Raw genomic sequence first — 19,923 nt, forward strand, 5'->3', positions numbered from 1 at the left:
AAGCAAATCATGATTGTGAATCCGATTCAACGCCGTCCAACTCGCAAGATTCGTGTTGGTTCTGTTTATGTCGGTGGTGATGCGCCGATCAGCATCCAGAGTATGACCAATACCGAAACCTGTGATGTAGCTGCAACGGTTGCACAGATCCAGCGTTGTGTGGATGCTGGTGCCGACATCATGCGTGTTTCTGTACCAAGTATGGAAGCTGCGGCAGCCTTTGGTGAAATCCGTAAGCAGGTGAATGTACCTTTGGTGGCAGACATTCATTTTGATTATAAAATTGCTTTAGCAGTAGCTGACTTGGGCGCAGATTGTTTGCGCATTAACCCAGGTAATATCGGTTCTGAAGCGAAGATTCGTGAAGTTGTGGCAGCTGCGCGTCATAACGATATTTCTATGCGTATTGGTGTCAATGCCGGTTCACTGGAAAAAGATATCCAAAAGAAATATGGTGAGCCAACGGGTGAAGCACTGCTTGAATCGGCCATGCGTCATATCGATATTTTAGACCGTTTAGATTTCCATGAATTTAAAGTGTCAGTCAAAGCATCGAATGTGTTTCTGACCATGGATGCTTATCGTTTGTTGTCACAACAAATTGATAACCCACTCCACCTAGGTGTAACTGAAGCCGGTATCTACCGTACAGGTTCGGTGAAGTCTGCGATTGCTTTGGGTGGTTTGCTGATGGAAGGCATTGGTGACACTATGCGTATTTCTCTGGCTGCTGAACCTGAAGAAGAAGTCAAAATTGGTTTTGATATTCTGAAATCACTGGGTCTTCGCTCTAACGGGATTAACTTTATTGCCTGTCCGAGCTGTTCACGTCAGGAATTTAACGTGATTAAAGTGATGCAATCACTTGAAGAACGTCTTGAAGATATTCGTACCCCAATGGACGTATCGGTGATTGGTTGTAAAGTAAATGGTCCGGGCGAAGCCAAAGAAGCCGACATTGGTGTAGTAGGTGCAAGTCCACGCTCACTGGTGTATCGTAATGGTGAAAAGAGCCACTTAATTGATACCAATCAACTGGTTGATGAAATCGAAGCTATGGTTCGTCAACGTGTTTCCGAGCTTGAAGAAGCTAAATCTAAAGAAATTATTCGTACAAGTTTTCCTGAGTAGATCATGAGTTCAATCGTCGCAATCAAAGGTTTTAATGACATTCTCCCAACGCAAACCCCAGCTTGGAGACGTCTTGAACAGTATTTGTCAGGCCTGATGGATGCCTATGGTTATCAACAAATTCGTTTGCCGATAGTTGAACAGACCAATCTGTTTAAACGTTCGATTGGTGATGCCACGGATATCGTTGAAAAAGAAATGTACACCTTCCTGGACAAAGGCAATCCGCCTGAGTCTTTGACGCTGCGTCCTGAAGGAACTGCAGGCTGTGTACGTGCCATGCTGGAGCATAATCTACTGCGTGGTGCAACGCCGAAAGTGTGGTATATCGGACCAATGTTCCGTTATGAAAAACCACAAAAAGGTCGTTACCGTCAGTTCCACCAGTTTGGTGTGGAAACTTTTGGTGTGGCGACACCAGATCAAGATGCTGAACTGATTCTGATGACTGCGCGTTTATGGAAACGTATGGGCGTTGCCGATAAAGTTCAGTTGGAACTCAATACACTAGGCGAGTCGGATGAACGTGCTGCATACCGTGCGGCATTGGTTGAGTTTTTGGAAGCGCATAAAACTCATTTAGATGAAGATTCTCAGCGCCGTTTAACCACAAACCCGTTACGTATTCTGGATTCTAAAGATGCTAAAACCCAGTCTATTCTGGAAAATGCACCTAAACTGCATGACTTTATGGGCGAAGAAACACTGGCGCACTTCAACCAGTTACAGCAATACCTGACTGATGCAGGCGTGAGCTTTGTCATTAACCAGAAGCTGGTACGTGGTCTGGATTATTACAACAAAACCGTATTTGAATGGACGACGACTCATCTGGGTTCTCAAGGTACAGTCTGTGCCGGCGGTCGTTATGATGGTCTGGTTGGTCAGTTAAAAGGTAAGGCAGATCAGTCTGTACCAGCAGTTGGTTTTGCAATGGGCATGGAGCGTTTGTTACTTCTACTTGAGCAAGTTGAAGACAACACATCTGTACGTGATTGCGAAGTATTCCTGGTGGCAGATCCTGCTTCTCAAGGTAAGGCACTGGTATTGGCTGAGCAGATCCGTGACCAGTTAGAAGCGGCAGGAAGCAGCATTCGTCTGAAAGTTGGCTCACAAGGTTCAATGAAATCACAAATGAAAAAGGCAGATCAGTCTGGTGCGATCTATGCTGCAATTATCGGTGAGCGTGAACTTGAAGCTCAGACCTTTACCGTAAAAGAGCTGGCAACGGCAGAGCAGTCAGATGTTCCATTTACTGATTTTGTGGCATTCTTCACAACTAAAATTTCTTCAAAATAATCGATAAGACATAAGGAAAGGGGTAATCACATGAGCGCAATTGGTGGTGATGATCAACTTGAAAGTTTGAAATACTTCACAAAGAAGTATGGTTCTTCAATCATTACCGGGATTCTGGTTGCGCTGATTGCCTTTTTTGGATGGGAATATTGGCAGAAGAAAAACCTGGCGGAGTCGCAGAAGCAAACCGCCAAGGTACAGCAGTTAATGGATGATGCAGGTTCTACTCAGGGCGATGCATTTGCTAAACTGTCTGATACTGCGGACAAGATTGTCAAGGAAGCACCTGACTCAGCACAAGCGATTCAGACGCAGCTAGTGATGGCAAAACTGGCATATGACAAAGAAGATTATGCAGCAGCTGAACGTGCACTGAAGAAAGTTGAGAACTCCAAGGTGGATGATGCAGGTCTGGTACAGGTGGTTAAACTTCGTCTGGCCTATGCCCAGCTGGCACAGAAAAAATATGATGCAGCACTGAAAACTTTAGAGGCGGTGAATGAGCCTGCTTTTAAAGCAACTGCGGATGAAGCACGTGGAGATATCTACGTTGCCAAAAATGATATTGAAAATGCCAAGAAAGTGTATCAAAGTGCATGGGATGCTTTGGTAGAACGCAAAGAAGAACGTCAGATTTTACAAATTAAACTAGAAAGTGTTGGCGTATTGGTCGATGATCCTGAAATTGAGCGCCCGATTATAGATACACAAGCGGAAGAAACTGAATGAATAGAAAATACAAACTCACCTGTGCCTTAACCGTCTTGACCCTTGCCCTGGCAGGTTGTGCGGGTAAAACCATTAAAGTGGAAGAAGCCAAGCCAAATCCACTCCCTAAACTTGCACAGTCAAAATCACTGGTTCCTGTATTTTCTAGCAGTGTTTCTTCTACTGATGAAGCAGATCCATTACGTTTACGCCTCGATGCAGACAACGGTGTGGTCTTTGCCGTTAATCCAAATGGTGAAATTTCTGCTTATCAAGGCAAACAACGTCTTTGGCAGAAGAAAGTGTCTAAGGCGGGCTTAAGCGCAGGTGTGGAAGCAGCTTCTGGTCTGGTGATTGCCGGCAATACCAAAGGTCAGCTGTTTGCTTTAGATCAGCAGACTGGCGAACAACGTTGGGCAGCTCAATTATCAGGTGCTATTATTGCGCAATCTTTAGTGCATGCAGACCGTGTGATTACCGTAGCGAATGATGGTATGGTCTTCGCTCATGAAGTCAGCACTGGTAAACAGGTGTGGACTTATAAGCTACCTAATGTACAATTCAGCCTCCGTGGTATGGCGGCACCTGTAGCACTTGACCCACGTCATGTGCTGATTGCCTCAGCGAATGGCTATATTTATGCGCTAGATGCAATTACGGGTGTGCCAAAAATGCAGCGCCGTGTGGCGGTGTCTGATGGTCGCTCCGATATTCAACGTCTGAATGACATTGATGGTGAACCGGTAGTGGCTGGACAGTTTGCAGTAACGACAAGTTATCAAGGTCAGGTGACTGTGCTTGATCTGGCTTCACAACAGGTCATCTGGAGTGAAGATGCCAGCAGTATCCAGCGTCCAGAAGTGGTGGGTAATGGTGTCTTTGTTGCCCAGACTGATGGTAAAATCACCGCCTATGAAATTACTTCAGGCCAAAAACTCTGGGAAAATGACCAGTTGCTAAACCGTCAGTTGAGCAACCCGGTAATGCTAGGTAGTGATCTGGTAGTTGGTGACCTGGATGGTGTATTACATCTGATTGATCCATCTACTGGGCAGATTATTGGTCGTTCCAAGACTTCTGGTGAAGTTCGCACACTGCGTGTGATCGACAACCAGCTCTATGTATCGACACGTAAGGGTGCTTACAGTATCTGGCAGAATCGTTAATTTTTCTGTGGCTTATGCTAAAATAAGCCAACCGTATTTTTTTACGCGGGGTGATTGAATATTCAATGCCCCGTGTTTTTATTTATTTTAGGCTTTAATCCTATTCCCATTTTCTTCCAGAACTTTCTGATGTTCAGGCCATTTTTAGACAGCCTGATATTGAATAAAGGTTAATCTATGAAACCCGTAATTGCGCTCATTGGTCGTCCGAACGTCGGAAAATCAACTCTGTTCAACCAGATAACCAAGAGCCGTGACGCATTGGTGGCAGACTTTGCAGGTCTGACACGCGACCGTAAATATGGCGATGCTGTCTATCAAAATAAATCCTTCATTGTCGTTGATACTGGTGGTATCGGTGAGAACGAAGGTGGTATCGACTCTTACATGGCAGAGCAGTCTAAAACTGCAATTCATGAAGCAGATATGATCATCTTTGTGGTCGATGCACGTGCCGGATTGTTGGCATCGGATGAACAGATTGCCCGTGAGCTGCGTACTTTGGGTAAAAAAGTCTTCCTTGTTGCAAATAAGGTGGATGGCGTACACGCAGAGGCAGCACTAGTTGAGTTCTATAAACTCGGCATGGGTGAGCCAATGCAGGTGGCGGCAAGTCACGGTCGTGGTGTGCAGCAGATGCTTGAAGAAGTACTTGTTGATGTGCCTGAAGATGAGGCTGAAGATGAGCACGACAAGAATACTGGCTTGCGTTTAGCAATTATTGGTCGTCCAAACGTTGGTAAATCAACTCTGGTCAACCGTTTACTCGGTGAAGAGCGTGTGGTTGCATTTGACCAGCCAGGTACAACACGTGACTCGATTTACATCCCATTCGAACGCGATGGCCGTAAATACACCTTGATCGATACCGCAGGTGTACGTCGTAAAGGTAAAGTCGATGAGATGATTGAGAAATTCTCAATCGTGAAAACTTTGCAGGCGATGAAAGATGCTCACGTGGTTGTTGTCGTTGTTGATGCACGTGAAGGCATTGTAGAGCAGGATTTGCACTTGATCGGTTATGCGATTGAAGCGGGTCGTGCCATGGTGATTGCGATCAACAAATGGGACAACATGTCCGAATATGATCGTAAGCAGTGTAAGCTGGATGTTGAACGTCGTTTTGACTTCATTCCATGGGCGAAGATTCACTTGATCTCTGCGTTACATGGTACTGGTGTTGGTGAGCTTTATCCTTCTATCCACCGCGCCTATGATTCTTCGCATTTGAAAGTATCTCCTGCAAAAATCACCCAGATTCTGCAAGATGCCACTGAAGCGCATCATCCACCAAAAGTGGGTGGCCGTGCGATTAAAATGCGTTATGCGCATATTGGTGGTCAAAACCCTCCAACAATTGTGATTCATGGTAACAAAGTTGATAAGACGCCTGCGGATTACCGTCGTTACCTGGAGAACGTATTCCGTAAAGTGTATAAACTTGAAGGTACACCAGTAAAAATCGAATTTAAAACTTCTGAAAACCCATTTGAAGGCCGTAAGTCACAAGTGGACGAACGTACTGCAGCGCGTAAGCGTCGTTATGTTCAGAAATTCAAGAAAGCTGAGAAAAAATTCAAACGCGGTTAATCTGTATTTGAATGAAATAAAAAAGCCTGCAATAGCAGGCTTTTTTATGCTTTAACCATTGAGGTGTGAACTGTTTTATAATTCACTTTAGCAATAAAGGACCATGTAATGCGTCAGATTCGAATTGATTTAAACAAACTGCCGGTTCAAGCCGCATCTGACGGACTAACGCGTCAAGCATATCTCCAGCAACGTAAACAACACATTGTTCAGTTGCGAAATCAGTATTTATCCAGTGCTTTGAATTTCTCGATTTGCGATCATGATCTTGCACGTACAGACCATGGTAAACCTTATCTCAAAGACCACTCAGATATTGCCTTTAATCATAGTCATAGCCAGAATTTTTATGCACTTGCCATGAGCCAGACTGTCAAAGAGCTTGGAGTGGATGTTGAAGAGCTCAGCCGTAAAGTTCGTTTTGATGCATTGGCACAGCATGCCTTTCACCCTGAAGAATATGCGACCTGGCAACAATTGGACTGTGATCCTGAATATTGGTTTAAGGTCTGGACCACCAAAGAAGCGGTGTTAAAAGCACATGGTCTGGGTATTCGTATGAACCTGAATGAGCTTAATACTCTGGTGCATCCACAGCAGCAGGGCGGTTTGTGTCAGCATAAGCAGCTTGGTGTTTTTGCATTTCAGAATTATATACTTGGTGATTGTGTGCTCAGCGTGGCATGGCAGGCTGAGCAGTCCTGTCGTGGTTTTAGTTTTCCACAGATTCAGATTTACCAGCATCCTGTAACATCAACAGGGTGATATAAAAATCAGGATTTCCGGGCAATCAGCAGATTACTCATACGATTCACAAACTGCGGACTTAAACGTGACAGATGGTATAAAAACTGGCTTTTAAAACCGACGGGCTGATGGGTAGGCACCAGTAAACTGTCCTTGCGCTGTACCAGTTTTAAAATATCCTGGGCGACATCTTCCGCACTCAAATGCACGCCCATTTTTTTGATGCTTTCTGCCTGCATATCCTGAACCATTGCAGTGCTCACAAAAAGTGGCATCACATCCATGACCCGAATACCATGCTTGTGCCATTCAATATCCAGACTTTCAGTCAGTCCTCGTACGGCAAATTTACTGGTGGCATAGGAAGCAAGATCAGCCTGACCATAGATCGCAGAAGCAGAGGAAAGGTTAATGACCCGGGCAAAGGCAGCACGCTCCAGAAAAGGGAAAGCCGCATGACAGCCATTGATGACACCTTTAATATTAATATCGACTGTGCGGTGGTGTGCTTCAATAGGGGTCTTTTCAAAATTTCCTGAATAGAGAATACCGGCATTATTGACCAGAATATTGATCCTACCTGCCCAGGCATTAAAATCCTGTAAGGCGGTTTGCCAGGACTCATAACTGGCAACATCCAGATGGCCAGCGTGTGCATTTGGTCCAAGCTGTTCAGCCAGTTGTTCGGCAAGGCTCATATTCAGATCATAAATACCAACCTTATAACCTTCGCGGCAAAATAGGGTAGCAACCGCAGCACCGATTCCTTGTGCTGCACCGCTAATAAAGATACTGTGCATTGAGCTCACCTCCATGTTGATTGTTTTTAGAGCATAACAAACATTGAGCAAAAGTTATTTATGGTCCGATAAGATAAAGAGGTTTTTAGGTGGAACAATTACTGAGCATCATGCGTGAACTACGTGAAAAATGTCCTTGGGATCAGCAGCAGACGCCTGAATCATTAACGCGTTATGCAATTGAAGAGGCGTATGAAGTTGAAGCGGCTGTTCGTTCCGGTAAGGCCGAAGATGTACGTGATGAGCTTGGTGATCTGTTGTTACAAGTGGTTTTTCAGTCGCAGATGTACAGTGAGCAAGGGGCCTTTAATTTTCAGGATGTGGTACAGGCTATTAGTGATAAATTGATCCGCCGTCATCCGCATGTATTTCAGGCTGAACAGTTTTCCAAACTTAGTCCTGAAGATGTATCTGTACTCTGGAAGCAGATTAAGGCACAAGAAAAACAGGGTAAGCCGCGTTCCCGTCTGGATGAGGTGAAACATGCACCGGCGTTGGTACAAGCGGATGAAATCCAGAAAAATGTCGCGAAGATTGGCTTTGATTTTCCTGATATAGAGGGTGCATTTGCTAAGCTTGAAGAAGAGCTGGGTGAATTCAAAGAGGCAAGGGCGGGACAGAATTCCGACGAAATTCTGGAAGAATTTGGTGATTGCTTATTTTCACTGGTAAATGTTGGTCGTAAACTTGGCATCTCGAGTGAGATGGCGTTATTAGGTACCATCCATAAATTCCGTACTCGATTTGCCTTGATGGAGCATCAGGCAGCACAACAGAATCTGAATATAGAAGACCTGTCACTGATTGAATTGGATCAGTTGTGGGAACAGGCGAAACAAGAAATAAAACAACGGGCCACGCATGAAAATAATAAAACTTCAGCCAATCAGCAGAGGACTGATTAGCATCCTCCTCACAATTTTATCTGTACTGGGCAGTTCGTTTGCAGCGGCTGCTCAGAATGAAAGTTATGCCGACTGGAAGGCTAAACAGCAACAATACGATGCCCGGCTTAAGCAACAGCAGAATCAGACTATTCAAAAGCATAGCAATCACTATCTGGCAAAACCAGAGCTTTCCGCAGTTTCCAGTGCAGACAAGATTCGACTGAATTCCGCTACGGTTGAGCAGTTGCAGCAGCTGCATGGCATTGGTCAGAAGAAAGCAGAAGCGATCATTGAATATCGCAACACGCATGGCAAGTTTAAACGTGTTGAAGATATTCAGCTGGTCAAGGGAATTGGCCCGGTACTATTTGCTAAAAATCAGGCTCGACTGGCACTGTAAATCATGTAAATTTAAAGTGAATTCTCAATCATTGCTATGCGCAGGATTGACATAATCAAATTGCCCTTTAGCTGTGTAAGCGATATGATTAGCGTCATCTTAGAATTTTACGTTCAGACGTAGGAGACAGCGTCTTTTGCAAACTTTGCGCGCGTCAAAATGTGGTTTATCAACCGCTCAATTACCTTCTTATATCCTCGATGTGATTGATGCCTTAAACAAGGCTGGCTATGAAGCTTATATTGTTGGTGGTAGTGTACGAGATCTGATGCTGGGCTTGAACCCTAAAGATTTCGATGCTGTCACTAACGCAACTCCCGCTCAGGTCAAAGAAGTATTCGGGCGACGTTGCCGTATTATCGGACGTCGTTTTGAACTGGCTCATGTCTATTCTGGTCGCGAACTGGTAGAAGTTGCGACTTTCCGTGCACCGCCGAAAAAGGCCGTGACTTCGGCTCAAGGCATGATTCTGCGTGACAATAACTGGGGTACGATTGAGCAGGACTTTGCTCGCCGCGATTTCTCGATTAATGCAATGTATTACCAGCCACGTAAAGGCATCGTGCTGGATTTCTGCAATGCAGTAGATGATATTAAACACAAAACCCTGCGTCTGCTGGGTGATCCAACGCTCCGGTTTGAAGAAGATCCAGTCCGTATGCTGCGTACATTGCGTTTTGCAGCAAAATTAAACTTCAATATTGATGAAGCGATTCTGGATATCTTTACGCCAGAGATGACCCAGCTGCTTCGTGATGTCTCTCCGCATCGTCTTTATGATGAGTCGCAGAAGCTGTTCACCATGGGCCATCTAAACCGCGTATTACCAATGCTGATTGACTTTGGGATCTGGCGTCAGCTGTTTGCAGAGATTAAACCTGAAATCACGCCGTTTATTGAACGTGCTGCGACCAATACCGATCAACGCATCTCGATTGGCAAGACGATTAATCCAGCTTTCTTCTATGCGGTATTATTATGGAAGCCCTTCCTGGAACGTTGTGATTTCTACCTGAGTAAAGGCATTATACCTGCTGAAGCACGTGCTCAAGCCGGCTTGGACGTGTTAAAGCGTCAGGCAACCCGTACCATCATTCCACGTTTTGCGGAAACCTTTATTCGTGAGGTTTGGGAAATGCAGACCCGTCTGTTGAATCCAAAACCACAGCAAATTGAAGCGCTGTCTGGTCATGCGCGTTTCCGTGCCGGCTTTGACTTCCTGTTACTCCGTGAAAAATCAGGTGATGAAACGGCGCAGGGCATGGGCAGCTGGTGGGATGCTTATCAGCAAATGGGCGGTGATGAAAAAGAACGTGCGATTGCACAGTATAACCGTCAGAGAGCCAAGAGCCGTCGTAAAGCGACTCAGGAAGAGCATCTGGAACAGCGTCTGGCTGCTCAGGAAACCACTGAAATTGAGCCATTGGTCAATGAGCCAGAACCACGTAGTCGTCGTACCCGTAAGCCTAAACAGGCAGCAGAAACCAGATCGGTTTCCCATGCAGCAGCCAGTGCCAACGGTGAGATTGGACCAGATCATCCAATTATGAAGCGTAAGCGTGTACAGCGTGATTTAAGCCAAGTTGTTTTTGGACCGACACAATGACTATTACTTATATTGGCTTAGGTAGTAATCTTGGTGATTCACGCCAGATTATGGCCGAAGCGGTACAAAAGCTGGCAACACTGGGCGCTGTAAAAGTTTCACATCTGTATCAAAGTCCACCAATGGGTCCACAGGATCAGCCGAATTATCATAATGCTGCGGTGCAGTTGATCACGGATCTGGCACCACTTGATCTGCTGGATCGTCTACAGGCATTGGAACAGGAAGCAGGCCGGGTACGTTTACGTCACTGGGGTGAACGTACGCTAGATCTGGACTTGCTCATCTACGGTGATGAACGTATTCAGAATGAGCGTTTGACTGTGCCGCATGTCGGTGTAATGGAACGCGATTTTGTATTATTGCCGTTGTTGGATCTTGATACTGAATTACAGCTGAATGGACAAGCATTAAAAGACCTAAACATCGTAAAACAATCAACCTTGACGATCCTTGATCGCACGAATTGGGCAAATATTTAATTTTTAGTTATTGGTATGTTCGCGAGAACGTCAATAAGAGAGGAACAGCTTCATGATCAGTCTGAGTGACTTAAGACGATTCAAGGCGGACGGCCGTAAATTCTCCTGTCTGACCTGCTACGATGCCAGCATGGCCAAAGCCATGGAAATTGCCGAAGTAGATACTATTCTGATCGGGGATTCTCTGGGCATGACCATTCAGGGTCATGATTCTACTTTGCCAGTGACAGTCGCTGATATGGCCTATCATACTGCTGCAGTGCGCCGTGCGAATCAGCATGCCTTTATTCTGACGGATCTGCCATTCATGAGCTATGCCACATTGAATGATGCATTGCAAAGCGCCCGTACTGTGATGCAGGCTGGTGCTCAGATGGTCAAGCTGGAAGGTGGTGCATGGCTGGCTGAAACCGTGCAGGTCATGACACGTAATGGTATTCCAGTTTGTGTACACCTCGGTTTGACACCACAATCGGTGAATGTTTTTGGCGGTTATAAATTACAGGCACGTAGCCGAGCAGCGGCTGATCAGCTGCTTGCTGACTGTAAGGCTGTGGTTGAGGCGGGTGCTGCCTTGTTATTGCTTGAATGTGTGCCTGCACAACTTGGTAAAGAAGTTGCTGAGCTATTCCCGGAAATTCCAGTGATTGGTATTGGCGCGGGTGTAGATACAGATGGCCAAGTACTTGTGGTGCAAGACATGCTGGGCCTGAACTTTGGTCATACGGCCAAATTTGTACGTAACTTTATGAAAGAACAATCAGGTGCCAATGCAATCCTGGATGCATTTAAGGCCTATCATGCTGCCGTACTAGACAGCTCATTCCCTGCACCTGAACATACCTTCCAGGTTGAGTTATAAGATGAAAACAGAAACTACAATCCAGGGTTTGGCAGCATCGTTAAACCCGGCTCGTTCAGCACGTAAAATTATTGGCTTTGTACCTACTATGGGGAATCTGCACCAAGGTCACCTAAATCTGGTGCGTGAAGCGCGTAAATTATGTGATGTGGTGGTGGTCAGTATCTTTGTGAATCCGATTCAGTTTGGGCCAAACGAAGATTTTGATAACTATCCACGTACCTTGGAGCAGGATCAGCAATTACTCGCTGAAGTAGGTTGTGACATCGTCTTTGTACCAACCGTCGAACAGATGTATGGCAATAAACCACGTCTGACCAATATCAGCGTATCTGATATCACCAATGACCTGTGTGGTTTGCAGCGTCCAAGTCATTTTGATGGTGTGGCAGTCGTTGTGACAAAATTGTTTAACATAGTTCAGCCAAGCTATGCTTTCTTCGGTGAAAAAGATTACCAGCAGCTGGCAGTGATTCGCCAATTTGTACAAGACTTGAATATTCCACTGGAAGTGATTGGGGTGCCGATTGCGCGTGCTGAAGATGGTTTGGCGTTGAGTTCACGGAATGGTTATCTGACTGAGCAGGAACGCCAGACTGCGCCAACTATCTACCGTAGCTTAAAAGCAGCGGAGCAGCAGTTGCATGAAGGTGCAGCATTGGATGCAGTGTTGACTGACATTCGTCAGACACTCACTGATGCCGGATTTGTGGTAGATTATATTGAGGTACGTACGCCAGAATTACAAAAGATTAATGAATTTAATCAGGATCTTGTGTTATTCATTGCGGCGAAACTGGGTAAGACACGTTTGATCGACAATTTGCAGGTGAAATATTCTGCAAGTCATTAATAGGGTAGCAGTGCATGAAGCGCATCTTAATTGTGACAGGCCAATCTGGTTCAGGTAAGTCATCTGCCTTGCAGGTGCTGGAAGATCTGGGTTATTACTGTATCGATAACCTGCCGCTGGCACTGCTTCCTGAAATTGTAGCGAAACTGGATCAGGAAAATAATCTGGAACAGTTGGCGTTAGGGGTGGATGTTCGTAGTACCCGGGCTGATCTGCAAGAGTTTGATCATGTCTTCGAACAGCTGCAACAGCATGGCACAGTCGATGTCATTTATCTGACCACCCAGGATCAGGAGCTGATTGCACGTTTCAGTGCTTCACGCCGTCCACATCCACTGGCTGCACGTTTTAAAAGTCTGAATGAATGCATTCAGGAAGAAAAGTTACTTTTGCTTCCGATCCAGTTGCGCTCAACGGTACATATCGATACTTCTGACAAAAGTGTGCATGACCTGAAGCATACCCTGCTGCATAAGCTCGGTCAGACAGATAACCTGATTCTGATTTTACAGTCCTTTGGTTACAAGCATGGTATTCCATTGGATGCCGATTATGTCTTTGATGTGCGTCATCTGCCCAACCCACACTGGGATCTGGAACTGCGTAAATTTTCCGGACTGGATCAGCCTGTACAGACTTTCCTTCAAAAGAGTGAGCAGGTGGAAGACATGTTCCAGGATATTTACCATTTTTTGGAAAAATGGCTGCCGGCTTTTTCTGAAGGGCACCGTCACTACATCACAGTTTCTGTAGGTTGTACCGGTGGTCAACATCGTTCTGTTTATATTGTGGATAGACTAAAAAAAGCGCTTGAGGCAAAATGGTCTGTTCAAGTCCTCCACCGAGAAATGAAGCACTGGTCATGATTGATACGACGGTTGACGTAATTAACAAATTGGGTTTACATGCGCGTGCATCGGGTAAGCTCATTGAAGTCACCACCAAATTTCGTTCCAATATTCAGATTGGTAAGGGTGACAAGCTCGTTGATGCAAAAAATATCATGTCCTTGCTCATGCTAGGAGCGGGCAAAGGCACAACATTACGCTTGGTGCTTGAAGGAGCAGATGAAGAAAAAGCTTTATCTGAAATTCAGGCACTGTTTGCGGCAAAATTTTATGAGGCAGATTAATCGTGGCACGTCGACCGAGCAGTTTAACTGAAGAAGATTTCGAATCTTTAGAGGGACGCGCAAGTAAAACCGAACAGAAAAAAGCAGTTCAGCGAATGGCAGCTTTAGGCGCACAGTTGGCAGAACTGAGTGCGAAACAAATCAAGAACCTTCCTGTTGAAGAGCGTTTGATTGAAGCCTTGCTGGATGTTCAGCAAATTAGTTCACATGAAGCACGTCGTCGCCAATTCTCCCGTATTGGTAAATTACTACGTAACGAAAATGAAACCGTGATTCTGTCTTATCTGACCCCTAAACAAGGTTTGAAAAAGACAGCACAATTACAACGTTGGGTTGACCGTATTGTCAAAGATGGTGATCCGGCGATTAATGAATTTACCAAAACCTATAATGCAACAGAACGTCATACCTTACGTCAGCATTATCTGCGCGTACATCGTGATCTAAAAAATCAGGCACCTGAAGAAGAAGTTGCAGCATCGAAGCTAAAGCTGTTTAACTATGTACAGCAAGTGGCATTAATTTCAGATCACTAATCTTAAACTCCATCCGGAAGGCGACCTTATCGGGTCGTTTTTTTGATGATAGAGTTGTGAAAATGATGCCTTGTTGTTGGGAATACGTGAATATTTAAAGAGACCTTGTAGCAGGTTTTTACACTTAAATCGGTCGTATTGTTGGACAAAAACTATGTGCGTGTCATTTTTTGCCAATGTAGTGTTTCTGTTTATAAAGGACCTGTTTTTTGACTTAATGTTAAATTTTGAGTCAAAATAAACAGATTTTGTTGTGCACGCTTTTAAGTTCAAGTGTTAAATGCATTGGGTGCTGCATGGGGTTAAACATGAGATCAGGAGGCTATCTTTAAGAAATAATTCAGGTTTTCTCTTGTGTTTTTGGCAAGATATCCCATTTTTAGGCTATTGCGATTGAATTCAACATGAAAAAATAGAGAAAAAGCACATGGCTTTATATTCATTGAGCGAATAATTAAAGTGAAAGAGATTAGCTAAAAACTGATTTTTAGGTGAAATTAAAAAAAATACCGAGTATGGAAAATTTCATCACCTTGATATATTTTGTGGTTGAGGCTCTTTATAAACTTTGTTATTGATTGTACAAATTTAGTCGCTGATGCAACTACTAAAACTCAAAGAGAGGCGTCTATGAAACTTAACCTGTTAGAGGTGGGTCAAAATACAGAAAAGCTGAGTGCTTGTCGTTTGTCTTTGATTTTAGGGGTGTATACCTCGAATAACCTGATTGATACTTTTGTCAAAATTGCACGCCGAATTTTAAAAATTGAAAAAAGCTTTTTAGGTTTTCATAAAGAGCCTTATATTTGGTATAGCTCCTCAAGTGGTTTTTGGGCGTTTGATACCCCCAAAGATTTACATTTGCTCAATTATTTAAATACTGAACCTTATATCGATGCAAGCCACCCTGAATATATGGGGATGTCAAATTACGTTCGAAATTTAGGGGTAAGTCACAATCGAATTATCTCTTTTAATTTAATGGTGGACGAAACTCATTCCATTGGTCATGCCGTCTTTTTTGATCATCAACACACATCATTTGACCCCGAAGATATCAAACTCGTGCAAGAGTTTGCAGATGGTTTGGTTGGATTGATCAAATTACATGAGGACTATAATGAGCTTAAAGAATTATATGAGCAGCAATGCTCGCAAAATTATAGTAAGACTAAATTTTTCCAAATCATTGCACATGATTTACGTGCACCATTCCATGGCTTACTTGGATTTTCTGAAGTTTTGGCTGAAGAGCGAGACAGTTTAGATGAATCGAGTATCCAAAATATTGCTGATTATCTCTGTGAAAACGCCAAGTCGACTTATAATTTGCTGGAAAGCCTGCTGACTTGGGCGATGGCCGAAGGTGGACGCTTTGTTTACCATCCGATCAACTTTGAGCTAAAACAGTCCAGTAAAATTGTTTGCGATGTACTGAAAAGTCTGGCATTGAAGAAAAAAATTGACCTGATTGATCATATTCCTGAAGGCATCAAAGTCAGTGCCGATATCAACATGATTACTTCAGTGCTGCAAAATCTGGTCTCCAATGCATTGAAATTTACCCCAACCAATCAGCAAGGGCAGGTCATTTTGACAGCTGAAGCTGAAGACGAACTGGTCAGAATCAGCGTGCGGGATACTGGACTAGGCATGACCGAAGAACAGATTCAAAATCTGTTTAAGCCAAATCTGACGGTGAGTGTGAAAGGTACCGATAATGAAAAAGGTGCAGGTCTTGGTCTGGTATTGTGTAAGCGATTTGTCGACCTGAATCATGGTCAAATTTATGTAGACTCTAAAGAAGGTCAGGGCACGACCTTTAGTGTATTGCTGCCAAAAGCCACCAACGAACATCAGGCACTGGCGCTTGCAGAACCGGCAGGTGCATTAAAAGAAAAAAATTAATTTCCATTTAAGGCATTCACAGCGCTGCCAGTCACCTGTTATAACTAGAAAAAATCTTGCAGGTGACAAGGACTGGAAATGAACGAAGTACAATTGCAGAAGACTTTAAGGGCAAGCCAATATGCCGAGCAGGTATTGTCCAGACACGCTGCCTTGTTGCAGCAGGACTATGCAGTTGATCATTTTCAGCATGCTTTAAGTCCTGCACAAATCAAACAATCTGTCACAGATACCCTTGCTAATATTAGTGATGAAGATCAATGGATGAGTACATTACGTACTCTGCGTGCCCGCCTGATGTTTCGCTGGATCTGGCAGGATGCCAATCAGCTCATTGATGTTATTACTCTCACGCGTGAACTTTCTGATTTTGCTGATGCCACCATTTGTGCCGCCAAAGATTTTGCCCGTATTCCCTTAGTTGCCAAATATGGTCAACCGATTGGCTATAACGGCAAGGTACAAGAGTTAATCGTAATTGCTATGGGTAAGCTCGGTGCTCAGGAACTCAATCTTTCTAGTGATATTGACCTGATCTTTGCTTTTGATGAGCAGGGCGAAACAGATGGGCGTAAATGTATTGATGTGCAGCAGTTCTGCATTTTGTGGGGACAAAAGCTGATTTACCTGCTGGATCATATTACCTCGGATGGTTTTGTCTTCCGTGTTGATATGCGTCTGCGTCCTTGGGGAGATGGTTCACCCTTAGCAATCAGTCATGTGGCTCTAGAAAAATATCTCAGTCAGCATGGCCGTGAATGGGAACGTTATGCCTGGATCAAGGCACGGATAGTCAATCCAAGTCCGGAAGGCGATGAATTGCTGGAGATGACCCGACCATTTGTATTCCGTAAATACGTCGACTACAGTGCTTTTGAAGCCATGCGCGAAATGAAAGCCATGATCGAGCGTGAAGTACAACGCCGGAATATAGAAGATGATATCAAGCTCGGAGCTGGCGGAATTCGTGAAGTCGAGTTTATCGTGCAGGTTTTCCAGTTGATTTACGGCGGAGCCAAGCTTGAATTGCAGGATCGCCAGTGTCTGGTGAATCTGAATCATCTGGATGATGCTGAATTGCTGGATGAGCAGGCAGTACAGGAACTGGAAGATGCTTATCTGTTCCTGCGTCGGGTTGAACACGCGATTCAGGCACTGAATGATCAGCAAACTCAATTATTACCTACTGAAGATGATCCTCGCCAACGCATTGTTGATACATTGGGCTTTGCTGACTGGGCAGCATTTATGGAGGTATTGGATCAGAAACGTGCCAAAGTGATTTACCAGTTTGAACATCTGATTAAAGAGAATGGTCCAGAAACTCAGCTCTCAAGTTTTACCCAACTAGAACAGCAGTTAAGTGCAGTGCTAGATGAAAATGCCCGGAATCTGGTGTATGGGTTCTGGAACAGCAATACCTTAAAAAAACTGCCAGCCAAAGCCTTACAGCGTTTAAAAACTTTTTGGCCACATTTAATCGAAGCAGTTTTGCAGTCAGATGATCCGCAGACAGCACTGGTACGACTGATGCCCTTGGTGGAATCGGTAATGCGCCGTACGGTATATCTGGTAATGTTAATTGAGAGTAAAGGTGCACTTCAGCGTCTGGTCAAGATGGCAACTGTCAGTCCGTGGATCTGTGAAGAATTAACCCATTATCCGGTGCTGCTGGATGAATTCCTGTCTATGGATTTTGAGCTACCAAAGCGCAAGGATCTTGAAGATTCTCTACGTCAGCAGTTGTTGCGTATTGAACTGGATCAGATGGAAGATCAGATGCGGGTATTGCGCCTGTTTAAAAAATCCAATGTGCTTGCTGTTGCTGCCAGTGATGTCTTGGCAGAAAGTCCCTTGATGAAAGTATCCGATGCTTTGACTGATATTGCAGAAGTGTCTGTGAATGCTGCCTTGCATTTAGCCTATCAGATCGTGGCGAAAAAGCATGGTTTCCCATTAGATGCAGAGGGTCAGCGTTGTTCAGTCGACCATACTGCTTTTGCCGTGATTGGTTATGGCAAAGTAGGCGGTATCGAGCTCGGTTATGGCTCGGACCTGGATCTAGTATTTATACACTTTATGAATGAACAGGCCGACACAGACGGCTTGAAGCCAATTAGTGGTTTTGAGTTTGCCATGCGTGTGGCACAAAAGCTGATGTCGCTGATGACTACGCAAACCTTAGATGGTCGGGTCTATGAGGTTGATACCCGCTTACGTCCTTCAGGGGAAGCAGGTTTATTGGTTACCAGTCTGAAAGCCTTTGAACAGTATCAGTTTAAGAGTGCCTGGCTCTGGGAACATCAAGCCTTGGTACGTGCCCGTTCAATCGCAGGTGAAATGAGTTTACGTAAAAAATTCGAGATATTGCGCTGTGATATCTTGACCCAAAAACGGGATATCTGTCATGTGCGTGAAGAAGTACTAAAAATGCGTCAGAAAATGAAAGATCATCTGGGTTCTTCAAAAGAGCAAAAAAAAGATGGGATTTTTCATTTAAAACAGGATGCAGGTGGTATCGTAGATATCGAATTTATGGCACAGTATGCGGTGTTAGCTTGGAGTGGGACGAATAAAGATCTCGCCCATTACTCCGACAATGTAAGAATCCTTGAGGATGCCGCAAAATCAGGTTGCTTATCCAGCGACGATGCGACTGCTCTGATTCAAGCTTATCTCCGTGAACGCGCCGAGAGCCACCGCTTAGCCCTTGCAAATCAATCCATGCAAGTGTCTGCAAGCGACTGGCACGATACCCGAAAGACCGTTTGCAAGTTATGGCAAAGACTGATTGATCCAAGTGCAGTATTTGCACTGGATAGTGAATAATTGTGAAAAATTGGAGTTTGTGGCATGAATTTGGCTGATCGTGATGGTTTCATTTGGCAAGACGGACAACTGGTAGATTGGCGTGAGGCAAAAACTCACGTATTAACACATACCTTGCACTACAGCATGGGCGTGTTCGAAGGTGTCCGTGCTTATGAAACCCCGAATGGAACGGCTATTTTCCGTCTGAAAGAACACACCAAACGTTTACTTAATTCTGCAAAAATTTATCAAATGAAAGTTCCATTTGATCAGGCAGCGTTAGAACAAGCTCAAATTGATGTTGTTCGTGAAAATAAATTAGCATCTTGCTATTTACGTCCAATTATCTTTATTGGTTCTGAAAAACTGGGTATTGCTGCAACTGACAATACGATTCATGCAGTGGTTGCTGCATGGAGCTGGGGTGCTTACCTGGGTGATGAAGCAATGGCGAAGGGTATTCGCGTAAAAACTTCTTCATTTACTCACCACCACCCTAACGTGACCATGTGTAAAGCAAAAGCGTCAGGTAACTACACGCTGTCTATTCTTGCACACCAAGAAGTTGCACACTCAGGTTATGACGAAGCAATGCTTCTTGATCCACAAGGTTATGTGTGTCAAGGTTCAGGCGAAAACGTATTCTTGGTACGTGATGGCGTGATTCATACGCCTGACATCGCAGGTGGTGCGCTTGATGGTATTACCCGTCAAACCATTATTACCATTGCCAAAGACCTTGGTTATGAAGTAGTTGAACGCCGTATTACACGTGACGAATTCTATATCGCTGATGAAGCATTCTTCACAGGTACAGCGGCAGAAGTAACACCGATCCGTGAATACGATGATCGTCAAATTGGTGAAGGTGTTCGTGGTCCAATCACAACACAAATCCAAAAAGCATACTTTGATGCAGTTCAGGGTAAAGATCCTAAATATGCACACTGGTTAACTTACGTAAAATAAGTTAAACAGGTAAAAAAGGACTCGTTTGAGTCCTTT

The 19,923-nt window shown here is 44.4% G+C and carries 19 protein-coding genes; 18 read left to right on the forward strand and 1 reads right to left on the reverse strand.

From position 1 onward, the window contains the following. The first annotated feature begins 9 nt into the window (after positions 1-9). The 6 genes from ispG (at position 10) to IHE35_RS02475 (ending at position 6,659) form a co-directional block, all read left to right on the forward strand. Positions 10-1,131, forward strand: coding sequence for a flavodoxin-dependent (E)-4-hydroxy-3-methylbut-2-enyl-diphosphate synthase (gene ispG, locus IHE35_RS02450; protein ID WP_242789064.1), 1,122 nt, complete (start codon positions 10-12; stop codon positions 1,129-1,131). 3 nt (positions 1,132-1,134) lie between these two features. Continuing rightward, positions 1,135-2,430, forward strand: coding sequence for a histidine--tRNA ligase (hisS, locus tag IHE35_RS02455; protein WP_242789066.1), 1,296 nt, complete (start codon positions 1,135-1,137; stop codon positions 2,428-2,430). A gap of 30 nt (positions 2,431-2,460) precedes the next feature. Then, a complete protein-coding gene (locus IHE35_RS02460) occupies positions 2,461-3,159 on the forward strand; it encodes a tetratricopeptide repeat protein (RefSeq protein WP_163172127.1) in 699 nt (232 codons plus the stop codon). Next, positions 3,156-4,304 carry an outer membrane protein assembly factor BamB gene (gene bamB / locus IHE35_RS02465; protein WP_242789067.1) on the forward strand — a complete coding sequence of 383 codons (1,149 nt, stop codon included), beginning with the start codon at positions 3,156-3,158 and terminating at the stop codon, positions 4,302-4,304. The genes IHE35_RS02460 and bamB overlap by 4 nt, the downstream gene beginning before the upstream one ends. Positions 4,305-4,481: 177 nt before the next feature. Beyond that, complete coding sequence (gene der / locus IHE35_RS02470; protein ID WP_242789069.1) at positions 4,482-5,894, forward strand: ribosome biogenesis GTPase Der; 1,413 nt, start codon at positions 4,482-4,484, stop codon at positions 5,892-5,894. 108 nt (positions 5,895-6,002) lie between these two features. Next, positions 6,003-6,659 (forward strand): 4'-phosphopantetheinyl transferase superfamily protein, encoded by a 657-nt coding sequence (locus tag IHE35_RS02475; RefSeq protein ID WP_242789072.1) that lies wholly within the window; start codon positions 6,003-6,005, stop codon positions 6,657-6,659. Between the two features lie 8 nt (positions 6,660-6,667). Here IHE35_RS02475 and IHE35_RS02480 read toward each other — a convergent pair whose 3' ends face one another. Continuing rightward, positions 6,668-7,441, reverse strand: a complete 774-nt coding sequence (locus IHE35_RS02480; RefSeq protein ID WP_242789077.1) for an SDR family oxidoreductase — start codon at positions 7,439-7,441, stop codon at positions 6,668-6,670. A gap of 89 nt (positions 7,442-7,530) precedes the next feature. On the opposite strand from IHE35_RS02480, the gene mazG reads away from it, so the two are divergent. The 12 genes from mazG (at position 7,531) to IHE35_RS02540 (ending at position 19,887) form a co-directional block, all read left to right on the forward strand. Further along, a complete protein-coding gene (gene mazG / locus IHE35_RS02485; protein WP_242789080.1) occupies positions 7,531-8,346 on the forward strand; it encodes a nucleoside triphosphate pyrophosphohydrolase in 816 nt (271 codons plus the stop codon). Continuing rightward, complete coding sequence (locus tag IHE35_RS02490; protein ID WP_242789082.1) at positions 8,303-8,728, forward strand: ComEA family DNA-binding protein; 426 nt, start codon at positions 8,303-8,305, stop codon at positions 8,726-8,728. The genes mazG and IHE35_RS02490 overlap by 44 nt, the downstream gene beginning before the upstream one ends. Positions 8,729-8,864: 136 nt before the next feature. Then, positions 8,865-10,334: a polynucleotide adenylyltransferase PcnB gene (pcnB, locus tag IHE35_RS02495; RefSeq protein WP_242789084.1), complete on the forward strand. Its 1,470-nt coding sequence runs from the start codon at positions 8,865-8,867 to the stop codon at positions 10,332-10,334. After that, a complete protein-coding gene (gene folK, locus IHE35_RS02500) occupies positions 10,331-10,816 on the forward strand; it encodes a 2-amino-4-hydroxy-6-hydroxymethyldihydropteridine diphosphokinase (protein WP_242789087.1) in 486 nt (161 codons plus the stop codon). The genes pcnB and folK overlap by 4 nt, the downstream gene beginning before the upstream one ends. A gap of 52 nt (positions 10,817-10,868) precedes the next feature. After that, positions 10,869-11,678 (forward strand): 3-methyl-2-oxobutanoate hydroxymethyltransferase, encoded by an 810-nt coding sequence (gene panB / locus IHE35_RS02505; protein ID WP_242789101.1) that lies wholly within the window; start codon positions 10,869-10,871, stop codon positions 11,676-11,678. Between the two features lies 1 nt (position 11,679). Continuing rightward, entirely contained in the window at positions 11,680-12,531 is an 852-nt protein-coding gene (panC, locus tag IHE35_RS02510) for a pantoate--beta-alanine ligase (RefSeq protein WP_242789118.1), read from the forward strand. A gap of 14 nt (positions 12,532-12,545) precedes the next feature. After that, a complete protein-coding gene (rapZ, locus tag IHE35_RS02515; RefSeq protein ID WP_242789120.1) occupies positions 12,546-13,397 on the forward strand; it encodes an RNase adapter RapZ in 852 nt (283 codons plus the stop codon). Further along, positions 13,394-13,663: an HPr family phosphocarrier protein gene (locus IHE35_RS02520; protein WP_008303424.1), complete on the forward strand. Its 270-nt coding sequence runs from the start codon at positions 13,394-13,396 to the stop codon at positions 13,661-13,663. Before rapZ ends, IHE35_RS02520 begins: the two co-directional genes overlap by 4 nt. 2 nt (positions 13,664-13,665) lie before the next feature. Then, entirely contained in the window at positions 13,666-14,199 is a 534-nt protein-coding gene (gene yjgA, locus IHE35_RS02525) for a ribosome biogenesis factor YjgA (RefSeq protein ID WP_242789121.1), read from the forward strand. A 630-nt stretch (positions 14,200-14,829) separates the two neighbouring features. Beyond that, complete coding sequence (locus tag IHE35_RS02530; protein ID WP_242789123.1) at positions 14,830-16,107, forward strand: HAMP domain-containing sensor histidine kinase; 1,278 nt, start codon at positions 14,830-14,832, stop codon at positions 16,105-16,107. Positions 16,108-16,185: 78 nt separating this feature from the next. After that, entirely contained in the window at positions 16,186-18,936 is a 2,751-nt protein-coding gene (glnE, locus tag IHE35_RS02535; protein ID WP_242789125.1) for a bifunctional [glutamate--ammonia ligase]-adenylyl-L-tyrosine phosphorylase/[glutamate--ammonia-ligase] adenylyltransferase, read from the forward strand. Between the two features lie 24 nt (positions 18,937-18,960). After that, positions 18,961-19,887, forward strand: coding sequence for a branched-chain amino acid transaminase (locus IHE35_RS02540; protein WP_108619521.1), 927 nt, complete (start codon positions 18,961-18,963; stop codon positions 19,885-19,887). Positions 19,888-19,923: the final 36 nt, after the last annotated feature.

This window comes from Acinetobacter sp. ASP199 (assembly GCF_022700675.1).
Taxonomy (GTDB): domain Bacteria; phylum Pseudomonadota; class Gammaproteobacteria; order Pseudomonadales; family Moraxellaceae; genus Acinetobacter.

Bases quoted from the DNA above. Each gene is read 5' to 3' on its own strand.
- IHE35_RS02490 (WP_242789082.1), top strand. From the start codon at position 8,303: ATGAAAATAATAAAACTTCAGCCAATCAGCAGAGGACTGATTAGCATC.
- IHE35_RS02475 (WP_242789072.1), top strand. From the start codon at position 6,003: ATGCGTCAGATTCGAATTGATTTAAACAAACTGCCGGTTCAAGCCGCA.
- IHE35_RS02480 (WP_242789077.1), bottom strand. From the start codon at position 7,441: ATGCACAGTATCTTTATTAGCGGTGCAGCACAAGGAATCGGTGCTGCG.
- panC (WP_242789118.1), top strand. From the start codon at position 11,680: ATGAAAACAGAAACTACAATCCAGGGTTTGGCAGCATCGTTAAACCCG.
- IHE35_RS02530 (WP_242789123.1), top strand. From the start codon at position 14,830: ATGAAACTTAACCTGTTAGAGGTGGGTCAAAATACAGAAAAGCTGAGT.
- bamB (WP_242789067.1), top strand. From the start codon at position 3,156: ATGAATAGAAAATACAAACTCACCTGTGCCTTAACCGTCTTGACCCTT.
- IHE35_RS02460 (WP_163172127.1), top strand. From the start codon at position 2,461: ATGAGCGCAATTGGTGGTGATGATCAACTTGAAAGTTTGAAATACTTC.
- IHE35_RS02540 (WP_108619521.1), top strand. From the start codon at position 18,961: ATGAATTTGGCTGATCGTGATGGTTTCATTTGGCAAGACGGACAACTG.
- rapZ (WP_242789120.1), top strand. From the start codon at position 12,546: ATGAAGCGCATCTTAATTGTGACAGGCCAATCTGGTTCAGGTAAGTCA.
- ispG (WP_242789064.1), top strand. From the start codon at position 10: ATGATTGTGAATCCGATTCAACGCCGTCCAACTCGCAAGATTCGTGTT.
- der (WP_242789069.1), top strand. From the start codon at position 4,482: ATGAAACCCGTAATTGCGCTCATTGGTCGTCCGAACGTCGGAAAATCA.
- glnE (WP_242789125.1), top strand. From the start codon at position 16,186: ATGAACGAAGTACAATTGCAGAAGACTTTAAGGGCAAGCCAATATGCC.
- IHE35_RS02520 (WP_008303424.1), top strand. From the start codon at position 13,394: ATGATTGATACGACGGTTGACGTAATTAACAAATTGGGTTTACATGCG.
- hisS (WP_242789066.1), top strand. From the start codon at position 1,135: ATGAGTTCAATCGTCGCAATCAAAGGTTTTAATGACATTCTCCCAACG.
- folK (WP_242789087.1), top strand. From the start codon at position 10,331: ATGACTATTACTTATATTGGCTTAGGTAGTAATCTTGGTGATTCACGC.
- panB (WP_242789101.1), top strand. From the start codon at position 10,869: ATGATCAGTCTGAGTGACTTAAGACGATTCAAGGCGGACGGCCGTAAA.